The organism is Rhodobacter sp. 24-YEA-8 (assembly GCF_900105075.1).
Lineage (GTDB): Bacteria > Pseudomonadota > Alphaproteobacteria > Rhodobacterales > Rhodobacteraceae > Pseudogemmobacter.
On record NZ_FNSK01000004.1, the window covers coordinates 180,376 to 196,642 of the forward strand.

Below are 16,267 nucleotides of genomic sequence, written 5' to 3' on the forward strand. Positions count from 1 at the left end.
CATGCAGCTGAACGCCAGGCTGGTCGAAACGCTTGCAGCCGCCTCGGTCGAGGTGCTGCGGGAGACCGAAATATCGCCACTTCTGCTGCTGTGCGAACATGCGGGGGCAGAGATCCCCGCACCCTGGGCAAATCTGGGGCTGGATCCGGCTTTCCTTTCCACCCATTACGCCTGGGATCCCGGGGTGGACGGGCTGACGCGCGATCTGTCGCAACGGCTCGGCGCCCCGGCAGTGCTGACGCGCTATTCGCGGATATTCACCGATTACAACCGTTTCGCCAATGACTGGGATCATATGCGCCCCGATCTGGGCGGCATTCCGGTGCCCGGCAACCAGCGGATCAGCCCGGAAGAGCGTTCACTGCGCCGCGCGATTGCGGTGCATCCGGTCGAGCGCGCGATCCGCCAGCTTGTCGACGGACGGCGGGCGGTGGTTTCGGTTCATTCCTTCACCCCTGTCATGGCCGGCGAGGAACGGGCGGTGGATATTGGCATCCTGTGGCGCGAGGACACGCCCTTCACGCGTGCCGCTCTCGACGGGCTGCAGCGTCTTGGACCGGGGCGGGGCTTTCGAATCGGGGACAATGCGCCCTATGACTGGAACAAGGTCGATGCTTACAGCCTTGATGCCCATGGGTTGCGGCGCGGATTGCCGTGCTTCTATCTGGAGATCAACAACAGCCTGTTCGGGACCGAACGCGCGGCGCTCATTGCACCGCTGCTGGCCGAGATCCTGACGGATGCGCTGGAGCTTGCGGGTTTTCAGGGCAAAAGCCGGAGTGTAACGACCGGCTGACAGCCAGGCCCACAGTGCCTATATAACAATGGACATGGTATAGCCGCTATCACAGAAGGAAACGAAATGCTCCCGGAGGAAGGTGGCGCGGGCGATCTGGGCGGTGCGATCCGCAAGACCCGCAAACAGCTGAAGCTCTCGCTGAAAGAACTCAGCGAAAGATCAGGGCTGGCCGTGTCACAGCTCTCGAAGCTTGAAAATGGCAAGCAGCGCATCTCGGTCGATCTTGCACTGCGCATTGCAGGTGTGCTGCATGTGCCGGTAACTTCGTTTCTGGCCTCGCCGGCGGCGCGACCGCTTGCGCGACGTTCGGTCGTGCGGGCGGGGACGGGCACCCGGCATGAGACGCGGGGCATGATTTTCGAGGTGCTCAGCAGCGATTTTCGCGACAAGAGCAATCTCTTCTGGAATGTCACTGTCACCGGTCGTTCGCTTGAGGAAACCGGCGGCTGGCGTTCACATGCAGGCGAGGAATTCCTTCAGATCCTTTCGGGCAGTCTTTTGCTCCATACCCAGCATTATGAACCGCTGTTGCTGGAAACCGGCGACAGCATTCTGTTCGATGGCGAGATGGAACATGGTTATGTCAATTCCGGCGAGGCGCCTGCGGTGATGTTCATGTCCAATTCCGTGCGCCCTGCTCTGCCGCCTGGCCTTGGACCGGCGCTGCTGCCTGATCCGCCCGGTTCCGCATCAAACGACGAAGGCAATGCCTGAATGCAGCGGCTTCTCATTCTGAAAGCGGGGACACTGGCTCCCTATTCCGAGGTTTTTACCCGCCGTTACGGGGATACCGAAGATACGTTCATCACAGCGGCTGGCCTCACGCCGGATCAGGTCGAGGTGGTTGACATCTATCTTGATCAGCCTTTGCCGGAGCCGGGCCGTCATGCGGGCGTTCTGGTAACCGGCGCTGCCGCCATGGTCACCGAAGAGGCGCCCTGGATGTTGCGCAGCGCCGCCTGGCTGCGCGAAGTCGCAGCTTTGGGCCAGCCTTTGCTGGGCGTTTGCTTTGGTCATCAGTTGCTTGCCCATGCGCTTGGCGGTGAGGTCGGTCCAAATCCCGCCGGGCTTGAGACCGGCTCGCTTCCCATCACGCTGCGGGCGCCCGGGGATGATCCGCTGTTTGGCGAAATTCCCGATGGCAGCTGCTTTCAGGAACATCACTACCAGACGGTGCTGACCCCGCCGCCCGGATCGGTGGCGCTTGGGTACAGCCCGATGGACGCGCATCAGGTGCTGCGCCATGGCCCGCGTGCCTGGGGGGTGCAATTCCATCCCGAACTCTCGGCCGGGATGATGCGCCTGCTGCTGGAGGGAATGCGGGAAGAACATGCCGCCCTGGGCATTGACCCTGATCAGCTGGATGAAACCATTGCCGATACGCCCGAAGGTCCGGCGCTGCTGCGCCGTTTCATGGCGCTGAGCGGGATCTGATACCGGCTTATCCGCCCGGAGATACGGCCCGTTCATGATGACCGGGCCGTTTTTCTTTCCGTCAGACGAAGTAGCGCTGCCATTCGAAATCGGTGATGCGCTGCGAGGCCCAGGTCTCATAGGCCGCGATCTCATTGCGGCGGCTGTCGGCATAGTGGTCGACAAACTGATCGCCAAAGGCCGCACGGCAGAAATCAGAAGCTGCGAAATCTGCCACCGCCGCGCCAAGGTTTGGTTGCAGGGGTCGGGCATCACGCGGCATCCCGGGCGAGGCCGGCAGCGGTTCCGTCTGTTGCGCGATTCCGTCGGCTCCTGCTGCGAGGATCGCCGCAAGCGTCAGATAGGGGTTGATGTCTGCACCAGGCACGCGATGTTCGAAACGGCAGGCCCCCGGGGTCGGCGTGGTGATGGTACGGATTGCCGCCGTGCGGTTCTCATAGCCCCAGGACACATCGGTCGGCGACCATGCGCCCTGGTCAAAGCGGCGATAGGAATTCAGGGTCGGGCGGAACATCACATGGGTGTCCCGCAAATGGTTCAGCATCCCGCCAAGGAAATGCTGCCCGACGGGCGAGAGCGCGTTTACCCCCGCCGCCAGCACCGGCACCTCATCCTGCCAGAGGCTGATATGGTGATGCGCGCCGCAGGCACTTTCTTTGCCCGGCGGCTGGAAACGGGTCATGAAGGTGGCGACAAGCCCGCGCTCGGCGCAAAGCTCGCGCAGATGCAGTTTCGCGCGCATCGCATCATCCGCCGCCTCGACGGCCGGCTTGGGTGTCAGCGCGAATTCATACATGCCATAGCCATATTCGGTGACGAATGAGGCGACGCCGATACCCATCATTTCCATCCGGCGCATGAATTCGGTGACCAGATCCTGGTAGTCACCGCTGCGCACCAGGTCATAATTGACCAGAGAATGTCCCCATGGCTGCAATTCGCGGTAGCGCCCCTGCTGCATCAGGGCGTGATCGGCATGGAAGATGCCGAATTCATATTCCAGCGCCACCTTCGCCTCATAGCCAAGTGCCCGCAGCCGGTTATCCGCTGCCTGCAGCACATGGCGCGGGTCCACGGGGCAGGGCGAGCCGTCGAGCATATAGCCGTTCATGATGATCGAGGCCGTATCTGGTCGCCAGCCATGGTGGCGGATGCTGCCGGGATCGGCCATTGCCTGGATATTGGGATAGCCGTTTTCATCCGAAGCCATCGCCGAGGCAAAGGCTGTGTCGCCGATCGGCTGGCCGTCGCCATGTGAAATGCAATAGAGGATGCCATTCAGCGCATCGCCCGAAGCCGAGAGTTTCAGGGGGGAGATCTTCGAGCGAAACCCGCCCGCCATATCGACCATATGGCTTTGCAAAAAGGTGACGCCCGCGGCCTTCAGCTTTTTATACTGCGCCTCATAGTCGGATGCCCAGGCCAGCGCCTGTTCGGCAAGTTGCATTTCAGTTCCTCCTGTTATTCGTCGCGTGTGCGCGGCGCTTTGCGCCATTTCGCCACGAAATCATCTGTTTCCCGGTGGCCAAGCAGGCCCTGGGGGCGCAGGGCCATGCAAAGGACGATCACACCTCCAAGGGCGACGCCCGACAGGCCCAGCAAGGTCGGTGTGGTATAGTTTCCGATGGTGATGCCGGATTCGACGGTGCGGATCAGTTCCAGCATCACGGAAAGGATCACCGCGCCCGCGACCGCACCAGAGACGCTGCCCATGCCCCCAAGGATCAGCATGGCAAGGGTCAGCATGACCTGCTGGAAGTAGAAAAGGCGCGGGCTGATCGTGCCGCTGAACAGCGCGAAGAGAATGCCCGCAAAGCCGCAGATCAGCGCCGACATGATCCAGGCCCGCCGTCGCAACGCCCGGCTGTCAATCGCGATGGAATCGGCGGCCAGCTGATCCTGTGCGGCGGCGCGCAGCTGCAACCCGCCGGGGCTTTCCCGAAACAGCCGCGCCACCAGGATCACCAGTACAGCCGCCAGCAGGATCCCCGGCAACCCCACCAGCTGCGGGATGCCGAAGAAAGCCTGATTGCCTTTGAAGAGTGCCGGCCAGTGCAGGAAGACGGCATGAACCACGATCAGAAAGGCAAGGCTGACAATCGTCGCCGCAATTCCGGAAATCCGCGAGATCACCCGCCCCGTGGCCCAGGCGATCACCAGCACCACCAGGAGCGCAAGCACCGCGCCGGGCAGCCAGTGCAGCTCGACCGTGGAAAGACCGAAAGGCGCATTCGGGATCGAGAGTTTTTTCATCGCCAGCGGCGTTGTCAGGATGGCGATGCCATATGCACCCATGCCGACAAAGGCGCTGTGCCCGAGATGGACGATACCGGAATTGCCGGAATAGACCTGCAAGCCCACCACAATGATCAGATTGATCAGCGCCATGGCGGCCAGATGCTGCACCCAGCCCGGCGCCAGCAGCAGAATGGCAAGACCGATTGCCACCACCGGCAATGCGGTCATGGCGCCGCCGGTCAGGGCTTTGGCCCACCATGTCGGGCGCTTTCGGGCGCTTGCTTGCGCGCTGTGGGTCGGTATGGAAGCCATGTTCAGAACTCCTTGTCGCCCAGTTCGCGCCGTGATCCGAACAAGCCCTCAGGGCGGTAGATCAGGATCAGCGTGACGATCACATAGGTCAGCGCTTCTTTCAGCCCGCCCATCTCCTGTGGCAGCAGAACCAGCAGGCCGACTTCGATGAAGCCAAGGATCATCCCGCCCGCCGCTGCGCCGAAAAGTGAGCCAAAGCCCCCGATCACGCAGGCGACGAAGGCCTTCAGCACCAGCGAAAAGCCCATATCCGGGGTCACGCCGCCGCGTCGTGCCAGGATGAAAACGCAGGCGATTCCCGCCAATGCGCCCGAGATCACGAAAGCCGCCGCCACAACCCGATTGGCGCGGATACCCATCAGCCGCACCGTCGAAAAATCCCGCGACGCCGCCCGCATCGCGATGCCCAGAGGCGAGCGCCCGAGGAAAAGCCCAAGCGCCAGCATTGCCAGAAGTGCCGCGGCCAGTTCCATCACCTGCAGGGATGAGACCGCCCATGGCCCGATATGCCAGGTCATGTTCAGCCCGTTCAGCGCGGGAAAGGCCTGAGGCCGGGGTGAGACCAGCAGCTGAAAGAGGTTCTGCAGCACGATACTGACGCCAAAGGCCGTCAGCAGCCCGGTTGTCACCGGCGCATTTCGGACCGGGCGAAAGGCCACACGCTCCAGCATAACCGAGACTATGACCGCCGCTCCGATCGCAAGGCCAATCACCAGCAAGGGGGCAGCAAGTCCCAGCCCGGCGAAAAGCAGCACCGAATAGGCGGCGGCCGCGATCACCTCGCCATGGGCGAAATTCACCAGTCCCATGATGGAAAACACCACCGCGAGCCCAAGCGCGATCAGCGCATATTCCGCGCCAAAGGCGAGGGCATTCAGCACTTGCTGGACCAGGTATTCCATCACGCGGCCCCGCCAAGATAGAGTTTCATCACATCCGTGCCCGCCAGATCCGCCGGAGTGCCGCGATAGCTGATCCTGCCCGAGACAAGTACACAGACCTGATCGGCAACGCGCATTGCCTGAGCTGCGTTCTGTTCGACAAGGATCACTGTCAGCCCTTCGGATTTCAGCTGGCCGATAAAATCGAAAATCCGGGTGACGATCATCGGCGCAAGGCCCAGCGACGGCTCGTCAAGCAAAAGCACCTTTGGCCGCGACATCATCGCGCGGGCAATCGCCAGCATCTGCTGCTCGCCGCCTGAAAGCGTGCCCGCGGGCTGGTTGCTCCGCTCTCCCAGCACCGGGAAAAGCGCGAGATAGCGTTCGGTATCGGCACGGATCCCCGCCGGGTCGCGGCGCAAAGCCGCCCCGAGGCGGAGGTTCTCCGCCACGGTCAGATTGACGAAAATGCGCCGCCCCTCGGGCGCCACTGCGATGCCGCCTGCGATCCGGGCCTCGACCGCAAGGGATGAGATATCCCGGCCGCCGAGGCTTATTCGGCCGCTGGCAGGAACAAGGCCATTGATCGCCCCGATGGTCGAACTTTTGCCCGCGCCATTGGGGCCGAGCAGGGCAATCACCTCGCCCTCTCCGGCCCTCAGATCAAGATCGGTGACCGCACGAACCGGCCCGTAGCGGACCGAGACCTGTTCCAGCCGCAGCATCGAATTCATCGCTTAACGCCAGTCCGGCACGAAAGTCGGGATGCTGTCCTGCAGCACAACGCGCTTGCCATCGCGAAAGCCGATGACCGGCACCGTCTTGACCGGCGCGCCGCCATTTTCGGCATAAGAGATCACCTCGGCAGTGATGCCCGGATTGCCGCCTTCGGCCCGCAACGCCTCGCGAATGGCCACGGGGTCGACGGAACCGGCATGCATTGCGGCCGCATGGGTTTCGAGCACCATATCGGCGCCAAGCGCGTCAAAGATGCCCTGAACCGCAAAGCCGCGTGCCTTGCAATCGGCCAGGAATTCATCGATCCGTCCGCCGGTGCCGGTCGGGCCATGGGTTGCGAAGATCACCTTTTCCAGCGTGGCAGCATCATCGACCGCGCCTTCCAGCGACGGGTCGTCAAAGCCGTCGGACCCGATCACCAGCCCGTCGAAGCCATTCGCGCGCAGCTGACGGATCAGGATTCCGACATCGGGCAGGACCGAGGAAATCATCACCGCATCGGGGGCGGGATCCATGGCGCGGATCTGCGCGATCTGCGGCGACCAGTCACTTGTGCCGATGCTGTGGCTCAGACGGCCCACCACCTTGCCGCCGTGATGTTCAAAGCTCTGACCGAACCATTCGGGCAGCATATCCGACCAGGATCCGGCATCCGCCGATTTGAGCAAGACGACATTGCGCGCGCCTGCCGCCCAGGCCGCCTCGGCGGTGGCGGCGGCATTGACCGGGTCAGGCACCGCGCCCGCGATGAAATTCTCGAACCCTGCCATCTGCATTTCGACCTGGGTGTTCGGCGCCGAAAAGACAGTCGCACCGCTGGCCTGGGCGACCTGGGCAATCGGGATCAGCGAATCCGGGAAGGGGATGCCGGTCACGACCTGGGCACCACGATCAAGGAATTTCTGCGCGATGGTCACAGAAAGCTGCGGGTCAGAGCGGGTATCTTCAACCATCAGCTCGATCTTCGGGCCCTTGCCCGCAGCGTTCAGCGTATCAGCCATGCAGCGCGCGCCTTCCACCTCGGCATAGGGCGCATAGGCCCCGGTCAGGGATGCAGCAATGCCGATGCGCAGATCATCGGCCAGCGCGGCTGCGGGGAATGCAAGCGTCAGTGCAAGGCCAAGGCCAGTATGTTTCATCGTTTTCATCTTTTATCCTCCCTGTTCGACGGCTGATTTTGTGTCAGCCCTGTTTCCGGGCCCTACATAGACCTCTATCACTGTCGGATCGCGCCAGACGTCCGCAGGGGTTCCACTGGCGATCAGCCTGCCCTGGTCCATCACAAAGAGCCGGTTGCAGACATTGTTGATGAATGTCAGGTCGTGATCGATCACGACGACACCGATGCCGCTTTTGTCCCGCAAAAGCGTAATAACCTGGTGCAGCCTTTCGGTTTCCTCGTCGTTCAGCCCCGCTGCCGGCTCGTCAAGCAGCAGGATGCGCGGGCCGGTCGCCATAGCGCGGGCCATCTCCATCCAGCGCCGTGTGCCATAAGGCAGATCCCCGGCAGGTTCGTCGGCGCGATCTGCGAGGCCGAACATTTCCAGCAGGTCATCCAGTCGCATCACCGGCGCGCGCCCGGGATGCAGCTGGCCTGCCCGCAACGCGGCAACCTCGATATTCTGCCGCACAGTCAGGTCACGGAAAATCCGCAGATTCTGAAAGGTGCGGGCAATGCCGCTGGCCGAAATCTGCTGCGGCGAGCGGCCCTGTAACAAGACCCCCTCCAGCCTGACCTGCCCCGCATCAGGGACAAGAAAGCCGCTGATCACATTGACCAGTGTCGACTTGCCGGCCCCATTGGGTCCGATCAGACCGACGACCTCGCCGCGAGAACATTCAAGGGCTGCACCGGCAAGCGCATGCACACCCCCAAAGGATTTGTTTATCGCCGAAACGGACAGCACAGCCCGAGACCCTTCCCTGAAGCGCCCGGTCTTGGGCCAGGCTGCATCAGGTGAGCCTTATGGAAAATTGGTCATTGAGCAACATAAATTTTCTAATTTGGAGAATTATTTCCAAACTGGAAAGTGTGGGCGCAGAACTTCTACCCGTTCAGAGGCGCAGAATGACCCATGCCCGGCCTGTTCAGCGCTGTGCAGGCTTTACGGCGTCAACGGTTCCTGCCTGACAGGCATTCGGCCAGGAGCCGCCCGGCAGCCATCGCAGCAGGCAGGTGGGGTCAGAGCCGGTCGCTGTGTCGAAACAGGCAGCTGTCCGACAGCGTCCGGAACTCCGGGCCATGATATGGGTGGCTGAAGCGAAAGTGTCGCGATCAGGGGGAGGTGGCCGCCCTTGCGCTGACTGCCGTCAGTTGCTTTTGAAAGCGGGCGCGCGCTTTTCCAGAAAGGCGCGCATTCCTTCCTGCTGATCGGGGCTGCCGAACAGGCTGTGGAAGATGCGGCGTTCGAACAGCACCCCTTCGGCAAGGCTCAGCTCTTCGGCGCGGGCGACAGCTTCGCGTGCAAGGCGCAGGGCCGGTGCCGAATGGCTGGCGATCATTGCTGCGGCAGAAAGTGTTGCGGGCAGCACTTCGCCATCGGGCACAACGCGGGCGATCAGACCCGCGCGCAGCGCTTCGGGCGCATCCATCATCCGGCCCGTCAGATGCATGTCCATTGCAAGCGCCCGGCCAATCAGCCGGGTCATCCTTTGCGTGCCGCCAATCCCTGCGATCACGCCCAGCCGGATTTCGGGCTGGCCGAACTTCGCGCCCGCGCCGGCAATGGCGAAATCGCACATCATCATGAGCTCGCACCCGCCGCCTAGCGCATAGCCGTTGACGGCGGCCAGCCGGGGTTTTTTCAGCCGTGTAAAGGCATCCCATTCGCCGAACCAGTCCTGCGCGGCCATATCGCCTGCGCTCATCCCGGCCATTTCGGCGATATCCGCCCCTGCGGCAAAGGCCCGCTCGGATCCGGTCAGCACGATGCAGCCAATGGCGGGATCGGCCTCGGCCTCGACAGCGGCTCTTATGATGTCATGGCTGAGTTGACGGTTAAGGGCGTTCAGCGCGCCGGGCCGGTTCAGGCGGATCAGCCGCACCCTGCCATGGGTTTCGGTGAGGATCGTCTCCTGTGTCATGCCCGACCCCTTTTTTCGAAACGCGGCAGCATGGCCGAGAAGTCACGACCCCGCCCGTTTTCTTCCTCGACGAATTGCCGGTAAAGCCCCGCCGCCAGCTGCCCCATCGGCGTATCGGCATCGGCGGCGGCGGCGGCCTCTTGCGACAGGAGCAGATCCTTGAGCATCAGTTCGGCGGCAAAACCCGGACTGTAGTTATTGTCGGCGGGGGACCGGGGGCCCACACCCGGCGCCGGGCAATAGGCGTTCAGTGACCAGCTGGAACCGGAAGAGGTGGAGGCCACATCGAACAGCCGCGCCCGGTCAAGCCCCAGCTTGTCGGCAAGGGCAAAGGCCTCGCAGGTGGCGATCATTGTCACGCCAAGGATCATATTGTTGCAAATCTTGGCGGCCTGGCCTGCGCCTGCCGTGCCGCAACGCACCGATTTTTGCCCCATCACAGCGAAAAGCGGCTGCAGCGCGGCAAAATCCGCTGTCTCTCCGCCCGCCATGAAGGTCAGCGTACCCGCTGCCGCGCCTGCAATGCCGCCTGAGACCGGGGCATCAAGGGCACCAAGCCCTGCCGCCGTCGCCGCTGCGGCCACCATACGGGCGCTTTCGACATCGACCGTCGAACAGTCACAGAATATTGCTCCTGGCCGCATGGCGGGGATCACCTCATCCGCGACCGCCCGCAGGATGGCACCATTTGGCAGCATGGTGATCACCACCTCTGCTCCGACGGCTGCGGCACCGGCACTTTCCGCCCGTCGGGCACCCTCGGGCAAGGGGGCGGCCGGGTCAAAGCCCCACAGCTCATGCCCCGCCCCAACGAGCCGCGCGGCCATGGGGCCGCCCATATTGCCAAGGCCGATGAAACCGATCTTCATGGGATCTCCTGTTGGATTGGGTCGGTGGACAGCACCAGATCGCCGCCGGGGGCGGGCAGGGACATTCGGTCCAGAAGCGCCTTCGGCACCGCGTCGGATGTGGGATAGCGCCAGCGGGGCTGGCGGTCGCGGTCTATCAGAGCGGCGCGAATGCCCTCGATGAATTCACCTTCGCGCACGGCCCGGCTGGTGACGCGATACTCAGTCCTGAGTGCAACCTTCAGTCCCCCGCCTGCCCGTGCCGCGCGGATTGTCTGCAGCGCAAGCAAGAGGGCAAGCGGCGCGCCGCGCCCGATGGTTTCCAGCGTGGCCCGGGCGAAATCGCTGTCTGATGCACGCAGCGCCGTCAGGATTTCGGGCAGATCGGGTGCGGCAAAAAGCGTGTCGATTTCCGCCTGCATCGCCATGAGGTCAGAGGCCGGGGCTGCGCCTGCGAAAGTGGCAACCGTCTCTGCCGCGCCGGTTTCGCAAAGCTGCGCGATCAGCGCGGGCAGCATCCCGGAGGGTACATAGTGATCGGCCAGCCCGGCCCAGAGGCAATCGGCCGCCGCCAGCCGTGCCCCTGTCAGACCGGCATATTCCCCTGTCCGCCCCGGCATCCGCGCCAGAAGATGACTGCCGCCTGCATCGGGGATCAGGCCGATCGCACATTCGGGCATGGCAAAGAGTGTCCGTTCTGTGACCACGCGCTGCGAGCCATGCGCCGAAAGACCGACGCCGCCGCCCATGACCACTCCATCCATCAGCGCCAGATAGGGTTTGGGGTAATCTGCGATCAGCGCATTCAGCCGGTATTCATCGCGCCAGAAAGCCTGCGCGCCGTCGTCTTCGCCCAGGATGCCCGCCTGATAGATCGAGACGATATCGCCTCCGGCACAAAAAGCTTTGTCCCCGGCCCCATCGATGATGACCAGCGCGATATCCGGCGCGCAAGCCCAGGTGCGAAGCGCCGTTTCGATCGAAAGGCACATGTCATGGCGCAGCGCATTCAGCGCTTCGGGCCGGTTCAGCGTGATGCGTCCGGCACGGCCTTCGCGCCGGATCAGAACCCCGGTCATGCCGCAACCAGACTGCGGGCCACGATCAGGCGCATGATCTCATTCGTACCCTCAAGGATCTGGTGCACCCTGAGGTCACGCAGGATCTTTTCGATGCCGTAATCTGCCAGATAGCCGTAGCCCCCATGAAGTTGCAGGCATTGGTTCGCCACATCAAAGGCGGTGTCGGTGACGCTGAGTTTCGCCATAGCGCAGTGCTTGGTGGCATCGGGCGCATTCCGGTCCAGCAGCCAGGCTGCCTGACGCAGGAAGGTCCTGGCCGATTGCAGGCGGGTCTCCATTTCGGCCAGCCGGAACTGCAATGCCTGAAAACGGTCCAGCGCCTGGCCGAAGGCCTCGCGTTCGGCCATATAGGCGAGCGTCGCGTCAAAGGCGGCCTGCGCGCCGCCAAGCGCGGTGGCGGCAATGTTCAGCCTTCCGCCATCCAGCCCGGCCATGGCCTGGGCAAAGCCGCCGCCTTCTTCCCCAAGAAGATCGCCCGCTTCGACCCGGACCGCATCCAGATGGACGGCGCAGGTCGGTTGCGCGCGCCAGCCCATCTTGTCTTCGGGCGGACCAAAGGACAGGCCCGGCGCATCCGCCTCGACCACAAAGGCCGAAATGCCGCGCGGCCCCGCCGCGCCGCTGCGGGCCATGACAATATAGGCATCGGAATAGCCGCCCCCCGAAATGAAGGCCTTGCTGCCGGTGAGCCGCCAGCCGGTACCGTCGCGCTCGGCCCTTGTGCGCAGGGCCGCCGCATCCGAGCCCGAGCCGGGTTCTGTCAGGCAGTAAGAGAGCACCCGGTCCATGCGGCAGGCCTCGGGCAGGATGCGCGCCCGCAATGCGGGGCTGCCAAATCGGTCCACCATTGCGGCACACATATTATGGATCGACAGAAAGGCCGCGACCGAGGGGCAGGCCATGGCCAGCCCCTCGAAAACCAGAGTGGCGTCAAGCCGGGTGAGCCCGCTTCCGCCATGGTCCGGCCCGACACAAAGCCCCCCAAGCCCGAGTGCCGCGAGCTTTGGCCAAAGCGTGCGGGGGATGGTGCCCGCGGTTTCCCAGGCGCGGGCATGGGGGGCGATCTCGGCCGTGCCGAGGTCACGGGCCATGTCGAAAATCGCCTGTTGTTCTTCGCTTAAGGCGAAATCCATGTCGATATCCTCACAGATGCAAAGGCTGGCCGAGCGCGCGCAGGCCGGCCTCATGAAAGGCCTCGCCCCGGCTTGGATGGGCGTGGATGGTGGCGGCGATATCGGCAAGGGTTGCGCCCATCTCGATGGCAAGCGCGAATTCCCCGGCGAGTTCCGCCACGCCTGCGCCGGTTGCCTGGATGCCGAGGATCTCGCGGCCCTGCGGGTCGGCGATGACCCGGACAAAGCCGTCGGACTGTGCTTCGGTCAGGGCTTTGCCATTGGCAGCAAAGGGGAAAATGGCGATTTTAACCGCGCCGCGCGCTGCGGCCTCTTCGGGCAAAAGCCCGACCGAGACGATTTCGGGATCGGTGAAGCAGATCGCCGGCATGGCGCGGTGATCGGTCGGATGACGTTCGCCTGCGATCAGGCGGGCAACCCTTTCGCCCTGCGCCATGGCGCGATGCGCCAGCATCGGGTTGCCGGTCACATCCCCGATGGCAAAGACGCCTGCCATCGAGGTGCGGCAATCGGCATCGACCCGGATGAAATCCCCGTCACGGGCCAGATCAAGCCCGGGGATCCCGGCCTCGCGGCTGCGCGGACGTCTGCCGATGGTGACCAGCACCTTTTCTGCAGTGACTTCACGCGGCCCGCTGCCATCGGTCAGGTGCAGAACACCGTCGGCATGGGATCCGGCGCGGGCCCCGGTCAGCACGGTAACGCCCAGCCGGTCCAGCGCGGCATGCAGCGGCGCCGTCAGATCCCGGTCCCAGACCGGCAGGAGGCGCGGCCCCGCCTCGGCCACAGTGACCTGCACGCCCAGCTTTGCGAAAGCCATGCCGAGTTCCAGCCCGATATAGCCGCCCCCAACCACCGCCAGACTTGCGGGCAGGCTGGTCAGGGCAAGCGCCGCGGCTGAAGAGAGGATGGCGCCGCCAAAGGGCAGGGCGGCCAGTTCAGCCGGCGCAGAACCAGTGGCAATGACCAGGGTTTCCGCCCTGATCTGCAACATGCCATCTGGCGTTGTCACCACTGCCGTTTTGCCGTCGCGCAGTTCGGCATGGCCGGTCACCAGCCTGACCTTTGCCTTGCGCAACAGCGTGACCACCCCCTGGGAAAGCTGGCGCACCACACCGTCTTTCCATTCAAGCGCCTCACCCATATCGAAAGCGGCACCTGTCGCGCTCAGCCCGGCAAAGCTCCGGCGTGACAGGCTTTTGATCCGATGGAACTCTCCCGCGACATGGATCAGCGCCTTTGACGGGATGCAGCCGATATTGAGGCAGGTCCCCCCTGCCGCAGCTTCTTCGACCAGCACCGTATCGATGCCCAGCTGCGCGGCGCGCAACGCGCAGACATAACCGCCGGGCCCACCGCCGATGATCAGCAGCCGACAGGTGATTTCGTTCATCTCATGGCCTCAAGAAACAAAAGAGCGGGGGTTTCCAGCAGCTCTTTCAGGTGCTGCACGAAAAGCGCGGCATCATGGCCGTCGATGATGCGGTGATCGAAGCTGCATGAGATATTCATCATCCGGCGTGGCTCGAAACCCGATCCGTTCCAGAAGGGGCGGATCGCCATACGGTTGACGCCGATAATGGCAACTTCGGGCGCATTCAGGATCGGCGTCGTTGCGATGGCCCCAAGGGCACCCAGCGAGCTGATGGTGATGCTTGAGCCGGAAAGTTCTTCGCGGCTGGCGCGGCCATCGCGGGCGGCCTCTGCCAGACGGGCGATTTCTGACGCGATCCCGGTCAGATCAAGCGTTTCGGCATGGCGCAGAACCGGCACCACCAGCCCCGCTTCGGTCTGGGTTGCAATGCCCGCATGAAGCCCGCCGAAACGGCGCAGGATGCCTTCATCGGCCAGATGATGCGCGTTCATCACCGGCTGATCGGCGACCGCAATCACCAGCGCGCGGATGAGAAAGGGCAGAAGCGTCAGCTTCGCCACGCCGGGTCTGTTCTTTGCCCTAGTGTTGAGGCTCTGGCGCAGGGTCTCAAGCGCCGAGACATCGATCTCTTCGATGATGGTGATATGGGGGATGCGGTTTGCCTCCTCCATCCGCTGCGAGATGCGTCGGCGCAGCCCGATCACCCGGCTTTCCGTGACCGAGAGATCCGGGCGTGGCCCGTGCCGGCTTGCGAAAGGATCGAACCGCTCGATATCCTCGCGCAGGATGCGGCCTTCGGGACCGGAGCCGGTGAGAAGCCGCAGGTCGATGCCGCGTTCGCGCGCGAAGGCCCGCACCGAAGGCGCGGCGAGGACAGCGCCCGTCGCAGGCTGCGCTGCCTTTGCCGGAATGGCGACAGGTTTCACCGGATCAGATGCCTGGACCACGGATGCGACTGTGGCGGAAGTGTCTGCCACAGGGGCGACGGTTTCCGGGGCAAGCGGGTCAGAGGACAGGAGATCCGCGGGCAGGGGGGCGCTGCCAGGCCCATCTACCTCAAGCCGTATCAGTTCGGCCCCGACAGCAAGGATCGTGCCGGTCTCGGCCGCAAGCGCTATCACCCGCCCCGCCACCGGCGAGGGGATCTCGACCGTGGCCTTGTCGGTCATTACGGCAGCGACCGGCTGATCCTCGGCCACCAGGTCACCGGGCGAAACCAGCCATTCGGCGATTTCGGTTTCAGCGATGCCTTCGCCGATATCGGGGACACGGATGCTGTGAATGCCCATCAGCCTTGCTCCATCACGCGGCGACAGGCCGCGGCCACCCGCGCCGGTCCGGGAAAGTAATCCCATTCATTGGTATGGGGATAAGGCGTATCCCAGCCCGCCACCCGTTCGACCGGGGCTTCGAGATGCCAGAAACATTCCGCCTGGATCAGCGCCGCCAGCTCGGCCCCGAAACCCGAGGTCAGGGTGGCCTCGTGCAGGACAAGGCAGCGCCGGGTCTTGCGCACCGATGCCGTGATGGTTTCCAGATCCAGCGGCAGCAGGCTGCGCAGGTCGATCACCTCGGCATCGATCCCGGCCTCAGCCACCGCAGCAAGTGCGACATGGACCATGGTCCCATAGGTCAGGACACTGAGCGCCCGGCCTTCGCGGCGGATAGCGGCCTGACCAAGCGGCACGTGGTAGCGCCCCTGCGGCACCTCGCCCAGCGGATGCCTGCGCCAGGGCGTGACGGGGCGGTCGTGATACCCGTCAAACGGGCCATTATAGAGCCGTTTCGGCTCCAGAAAGATCACCGGATCGGGATCGTCGATCGCGCTGAGCAAAAGCCCCTTTGCGTCAAAGGGGTTCGAGGGCATCACGGTTTTCAGCCCGGTGACATGGGTGAACAGTGCCTCGGGGCTTTGGCTATGGGTCTGAGCCCCGAAAATGCCGCCACCGGTCGGCATCCGCACCACCATCGGGCAGGTGAATTCCCCCGCCGTGCGATAGCGCAGCCGCGCCGCCTCGGATACGATCTGATCATAGGCGGGGTACATGTAATCGGCGAACTGGATCTCGACCACCGGTTTGCGGCCATAGCTGGCCATGCCGATGGCGGCCCCGACAATGCCCAGCTCGGAAATCGGAGTGTCGAAACAGCGGTCGGTGCCATGGCGCGCCTGAAGCCCGGCAGTGCAGCGGAACACGCCACCGAAATAGCCGACATCCTCGCCAAAGACGGTGACAGCGGGATCATCGGTCAAAGCCACATCCAGCGCATCGCGGATCGCTTCGATCATTGTCATGGTCGTGGTCTTTGCAGCCGGGGGTGGGGAAAGGGTGGCTGTCATGG

Annotated in this window: 16 protein-coding genes; 3 read left to right on the top strand and 13 right to left on the bottom strand. The window is 63.8% G+C overall.

Going from position 1 to position 16,267, the window contains the following annotated elements:
* Position 1 precedes the first annotated feature (1 nt).
* The 3 genes from BLW25_RS21225 (at position 2) to BLW25_RS21235 (ending at position 2,233) form a co-directional block, all read left to right on the top strand.
* Positions 2–796, top strand: coding sequence for an N-formylglutamate amidohydrolase (locus tag BLW25_RS21225; RefSeq protein ID WP_092903901.1), 795 nt, complete (start codon positions 2–4; stop codon positions 794–796).
* Between the two features lie 66 nt (positions 797–862).
* Complete coding sequence (locus tag BLW25_RS21230; protein WP_092903903.1) at positions 863–1,513, top strand: helix-turn-helix domain-containing protein; 651 nt, start codon at positions 863–865, stop codon at positions 1,511–1,513.
* A complete protein-coding gene (locus tag BLW25_RS21235; RefSeq protein ID WP_092903905.1) occupies positions 1,514–2,233 on the top strand; it encodes a glutamine amidotransferase in 720 nt (239 codons plus the stop codon).
* 61 nt (positions 2,234–2,294) lie between these two features.
* Here the strand turns inward: BLW25_RS21235 and BLW25_RS21240 are convergent, their stop codons facing one another.
* The 13 genes from BLW25_RS21240 to BLW25_RS21300 form a co-directional block, all read right to left on the bottom strand.
* Entirely contained in the window at positions 2,295–3,680 is a 1,386-nt protein-coding gene (locus BLW25_RS21240) for a glutamine synthetase family protein (RefSeq protein ID WP_092903907.1), read from the bottom strand.
* A 14-nt stretch (positions 3,681–3,694) separates the two neighbouring features.
* Positions 3,695–4,783, bottom strand: coding sequence for a branched-chain amino acid ABC transporter permease (locus BLW25_RS21245; RefSeq protein ID WP_092903909.1), 1,089 nt, complete (start codon positions 4,781–4,783; stop codon positions 3,695–3,697).
* Positions 4,784–4,785: 2 nt separating this feature from the next.
* On the bottom strand, positions 4,786–5,685 hold the full coding sequence (locus tag BLW25_RS21250; protein ID WP_092903910.1) for a branched-chain amino acid ABC transporter permease: 900 nt from the start codon (positions 5,683–5,685) through the stop codon (positions 4,786–4,788).
* Positions 5,685–6,398 (bottom strand): ABC transporter ATP-binding protein, encoded by a 714-nt coding sequence (locus tag BLW25_RS21255; protein WP_216279460.1) that lies wholly within the window; start codon positions 6,396–6,398, stop codon positions 5,685–5,687. Before BLW25_RS21255 ends, BLW25_RS21250 begins: the two co-directional genes overlap by 1 nt.
* Before the next feature lie 3 nt (positions 6,399–6,401).
* Positions 6,402–7,550 carry an ABC transporter substrate-binding protein gene (locus BLW25_RS21260; protein ID WP_092903912.1) on the bottom strand — a complete coding sequence of 383 codons (1,149 nt, stop codon included), beginning with the start codon at positions 7,548–7,550 and terminating at the stop codon, positions 6,402–6,404.
* Between the two features lie 3 nt (positions 7,551–7,553).
* On the bottom strand, positions 7,554–8,309 hold the full coding sequence (locus BLW25_RS21265) for an ABC transporter ATP-binding protein (protein ID WP_092903914.1): 756 nt from the start codon (positions 8,307–8,309) through the stop codon (positions 7,554–7,556).
* 403 nt (positions 8,310–8,712) lie between these two features.
* Positions 8,713–9,486: an enoyl-CoA hydratase-related protein gene (locus BLW25_RS21270; protein ID WP_092903916.1), complete on the bottom strand. Its 774-nt coding sequence runs from the start codon at positions 9,484–9,486 to the stop codon at positions 8,713–8,715.
* The gene (gene mmsB / locus BLW25_RS21275; RefSeq protein ID WP_092903918.1) at positions 9,483–10,355 is read right to left on the bottom strand and encodes a 3-hydroxyisobutyrate dehydrogenase; all 873 of its coding nucleotides are present in this window, start codon (positions 10,353–10,355) and stop codon (positions 9,483–9,485) included. The genes BLW25_RS21270 and mmsB overlap by 4 nt, the downstream gene beginning before the upstream one ends.
* On the bottom strand, positions 10,352–11,413 hold the full coding sequence (locus tag BLW25_RS21280; protein ID WP_092903920.1) for an enoyl-CoA hydratase/isomerase family protein: 1,062 nt from the start codon (positions 11,411–11,413) through the stop codon (positions 10,352–10,354). Before BLW25_RS21280 ends, mmsB begins: the two co-directional genes overlap by 4 nt.
* Positions 11,410–12,549 (bottom strand): acyl-CoA dehydrogenase family protein, encoded by a 1,140-nt coding sequence (locus BLW25_RS21285; protein WP_092904038.1) that lies wholly within the window; start codon positions 12,547–12,549, stop codon positions 11,410–11,412. The genes BLW25_RS21280 and BLW25_RS21285 overlap by 4 nt, the downstream gene beginning before the upstream one ends.
* A gap of 10 nt (positions 12,550–12,559) precedes the next feature.
* The gene (lpdA, locus tag BLW25_RS21290; RefSeq protein WP_092903922.1) at positions 12,560–13,942 is read right to left on the bottom strand and encodes a dihydrolipoyl dehydrogenase; all 1,383 of its coding nucleotides are present in this window, start codon (positions 13,940–13,942) and stop codon (positions 12,560–12,562) included.
* The gene (locus tag BLW25_RS21295; RefSeq protein ID WP_092903924.1) at positions 13,939–15,213 is read right to left on the bottom strand and encodes a dihydrolipoamide acetyltransferase family protein; all 1,275 of its coding nucleotides are present in this window, start codon (positions 15,211–15,213) and stop codon (positions 13,939–13,941) included. The genes lpdA and BLW25_RS21295 overlap by 4 nt, the downstream gene beginning before the upstream one ends.
* Positions 15,213–16,265 carry an alpha-ketoacid dehydrogenase subunit beta gene (locus tag BLW25_RS21300; RefSeq protein WP_366268631.1) on the bottom strand — a complete coding sequence of 351 codons (1,053 nt, stop codon included), beginning with the start codon at positions 16,263–16,265 and terminating at the stop codon, positions 15,213–15,215. Before BLW25_RS21300 ends, BLW25_RS21295 begins: the two co-directional genes overlap by 1 nt.
* Positions 16,266–16,267: the final 2 nt, after the last annotated feature.

What these genes read in the sequence shown, in the direction of transcription:
- BLW25_RS21255 (WP_216279460.1), bottom strand. Translation starts at nt 6,398, where the DNA reads ATGAATTCGATGCTGCGGCTGGAACAGGTCTCGGTCCGCTACGGGCCG.
- BLW25_RS21295 (WP_092903924.1), bottom strand. Translation starts at nt 15,213, where the DNA reads ATGGGCATTCACAGCATCCGTGTCCCCGATATCGGCGAAGGCATCGCT.
- BLW25_RS21285 (WP_092904038.1), bottom strand. Translation starts at nt 12,549, where the DNA reads ATGGATTTCGCCTTAAGCGAAGAACAACAGGCGATTTTCGACATGGCC.
- lpdA (WP_092903922.1), bottom strand. Translation starts at nt 13,942, where the DNA reads ATGAACGAAATCACCTGTCGGCTGCTGATCATCGGCGGTGGGCCCGGC.
- BLW25_RS21240 (WP_092903907.1), bottom strand. Translation starts at nt 3,680, where the DNA reads ATGCAACTTGCCGAACAGGCGCTGGCCTGGGCATCCGACTATGAGGCG.
- mmsB (WP_092903918.1), bottom strand. Translation starts at nt 10,355, where the DNA reads ATGAAGATCGGTTTCATCGGCCTTGGCAATATGGGCGGCCCCATGGCC.
- BLW25_RS21235 (WP_092903905.1), top strand. Translation starts at nt 1,514, where the DNA reads ATGCAGCGGCTTCTCATTCTGAAAGCGGGGACACTGGCTCCCTATTCC.
- BLW25_RS21225 (WP_092903901.1), top strand. Translation starts at nt 2, where the DNA reads ATGCAGCTGAACGCCAGGCTGGTCGAAACGCTTGCAGCCGCCTCGGTC.
- BLW25_RS21250 (WP_092903910.1), bottom strand. Translation starts at nt 5,685, where the DNA reads ATGGAATACCTGGTCCAGCAAGTGCTGAATGCCCTCGCCTTTGGCGCG.
- BLW25_RS21270 (WP_092903916.1), bottom strand. Translation starts at nt 9,486, where the DNA reads ATGACACAGGAGACGATCCTCACCGAAACCCATGGCAGGGTGCGGCTG.
- BLW25_RS21260 (WP_092903912.1), bottom strand. Translation starts at nt 7,550, where the DNA reads ATGAAAACGATGAAACATACTGGCCTTGGCCTTGCACTGACGCTTGCA.
- BLW25_RS21245 (WP_092903909.1), bottom strand. Translation starts at nt 4,783, where the DNA reads ATGGCTTCCATACCGACCCACAGCGCGCAAGCAAGCGCCCGAAAGCGC.
- BLW25_RS21280 (WP_092903920.1), bottom strand. Translation starts at nt 11,413, where the DNA reads ATGACCGGGGTTCTGATCCGGCGCGAAGGCCGTGCCGGACGCATCACG.
- BLW25_RS21230 (WP_092903903.1), top strand. Translation starts at nt 863, where the DNA reads ATGCTCCCGGAGGAAGGTGGCGCGGGCGATCTGGGCGGTGCGATCCGC.
- BLW25_RS21300 (WP_366268631.1), bottom strand. Translation starts at nt 16,265, where the DNA reads ATGACAGCCACCCTTTCCCCACCCCCGGCTGCAAAGACCACGACCATG.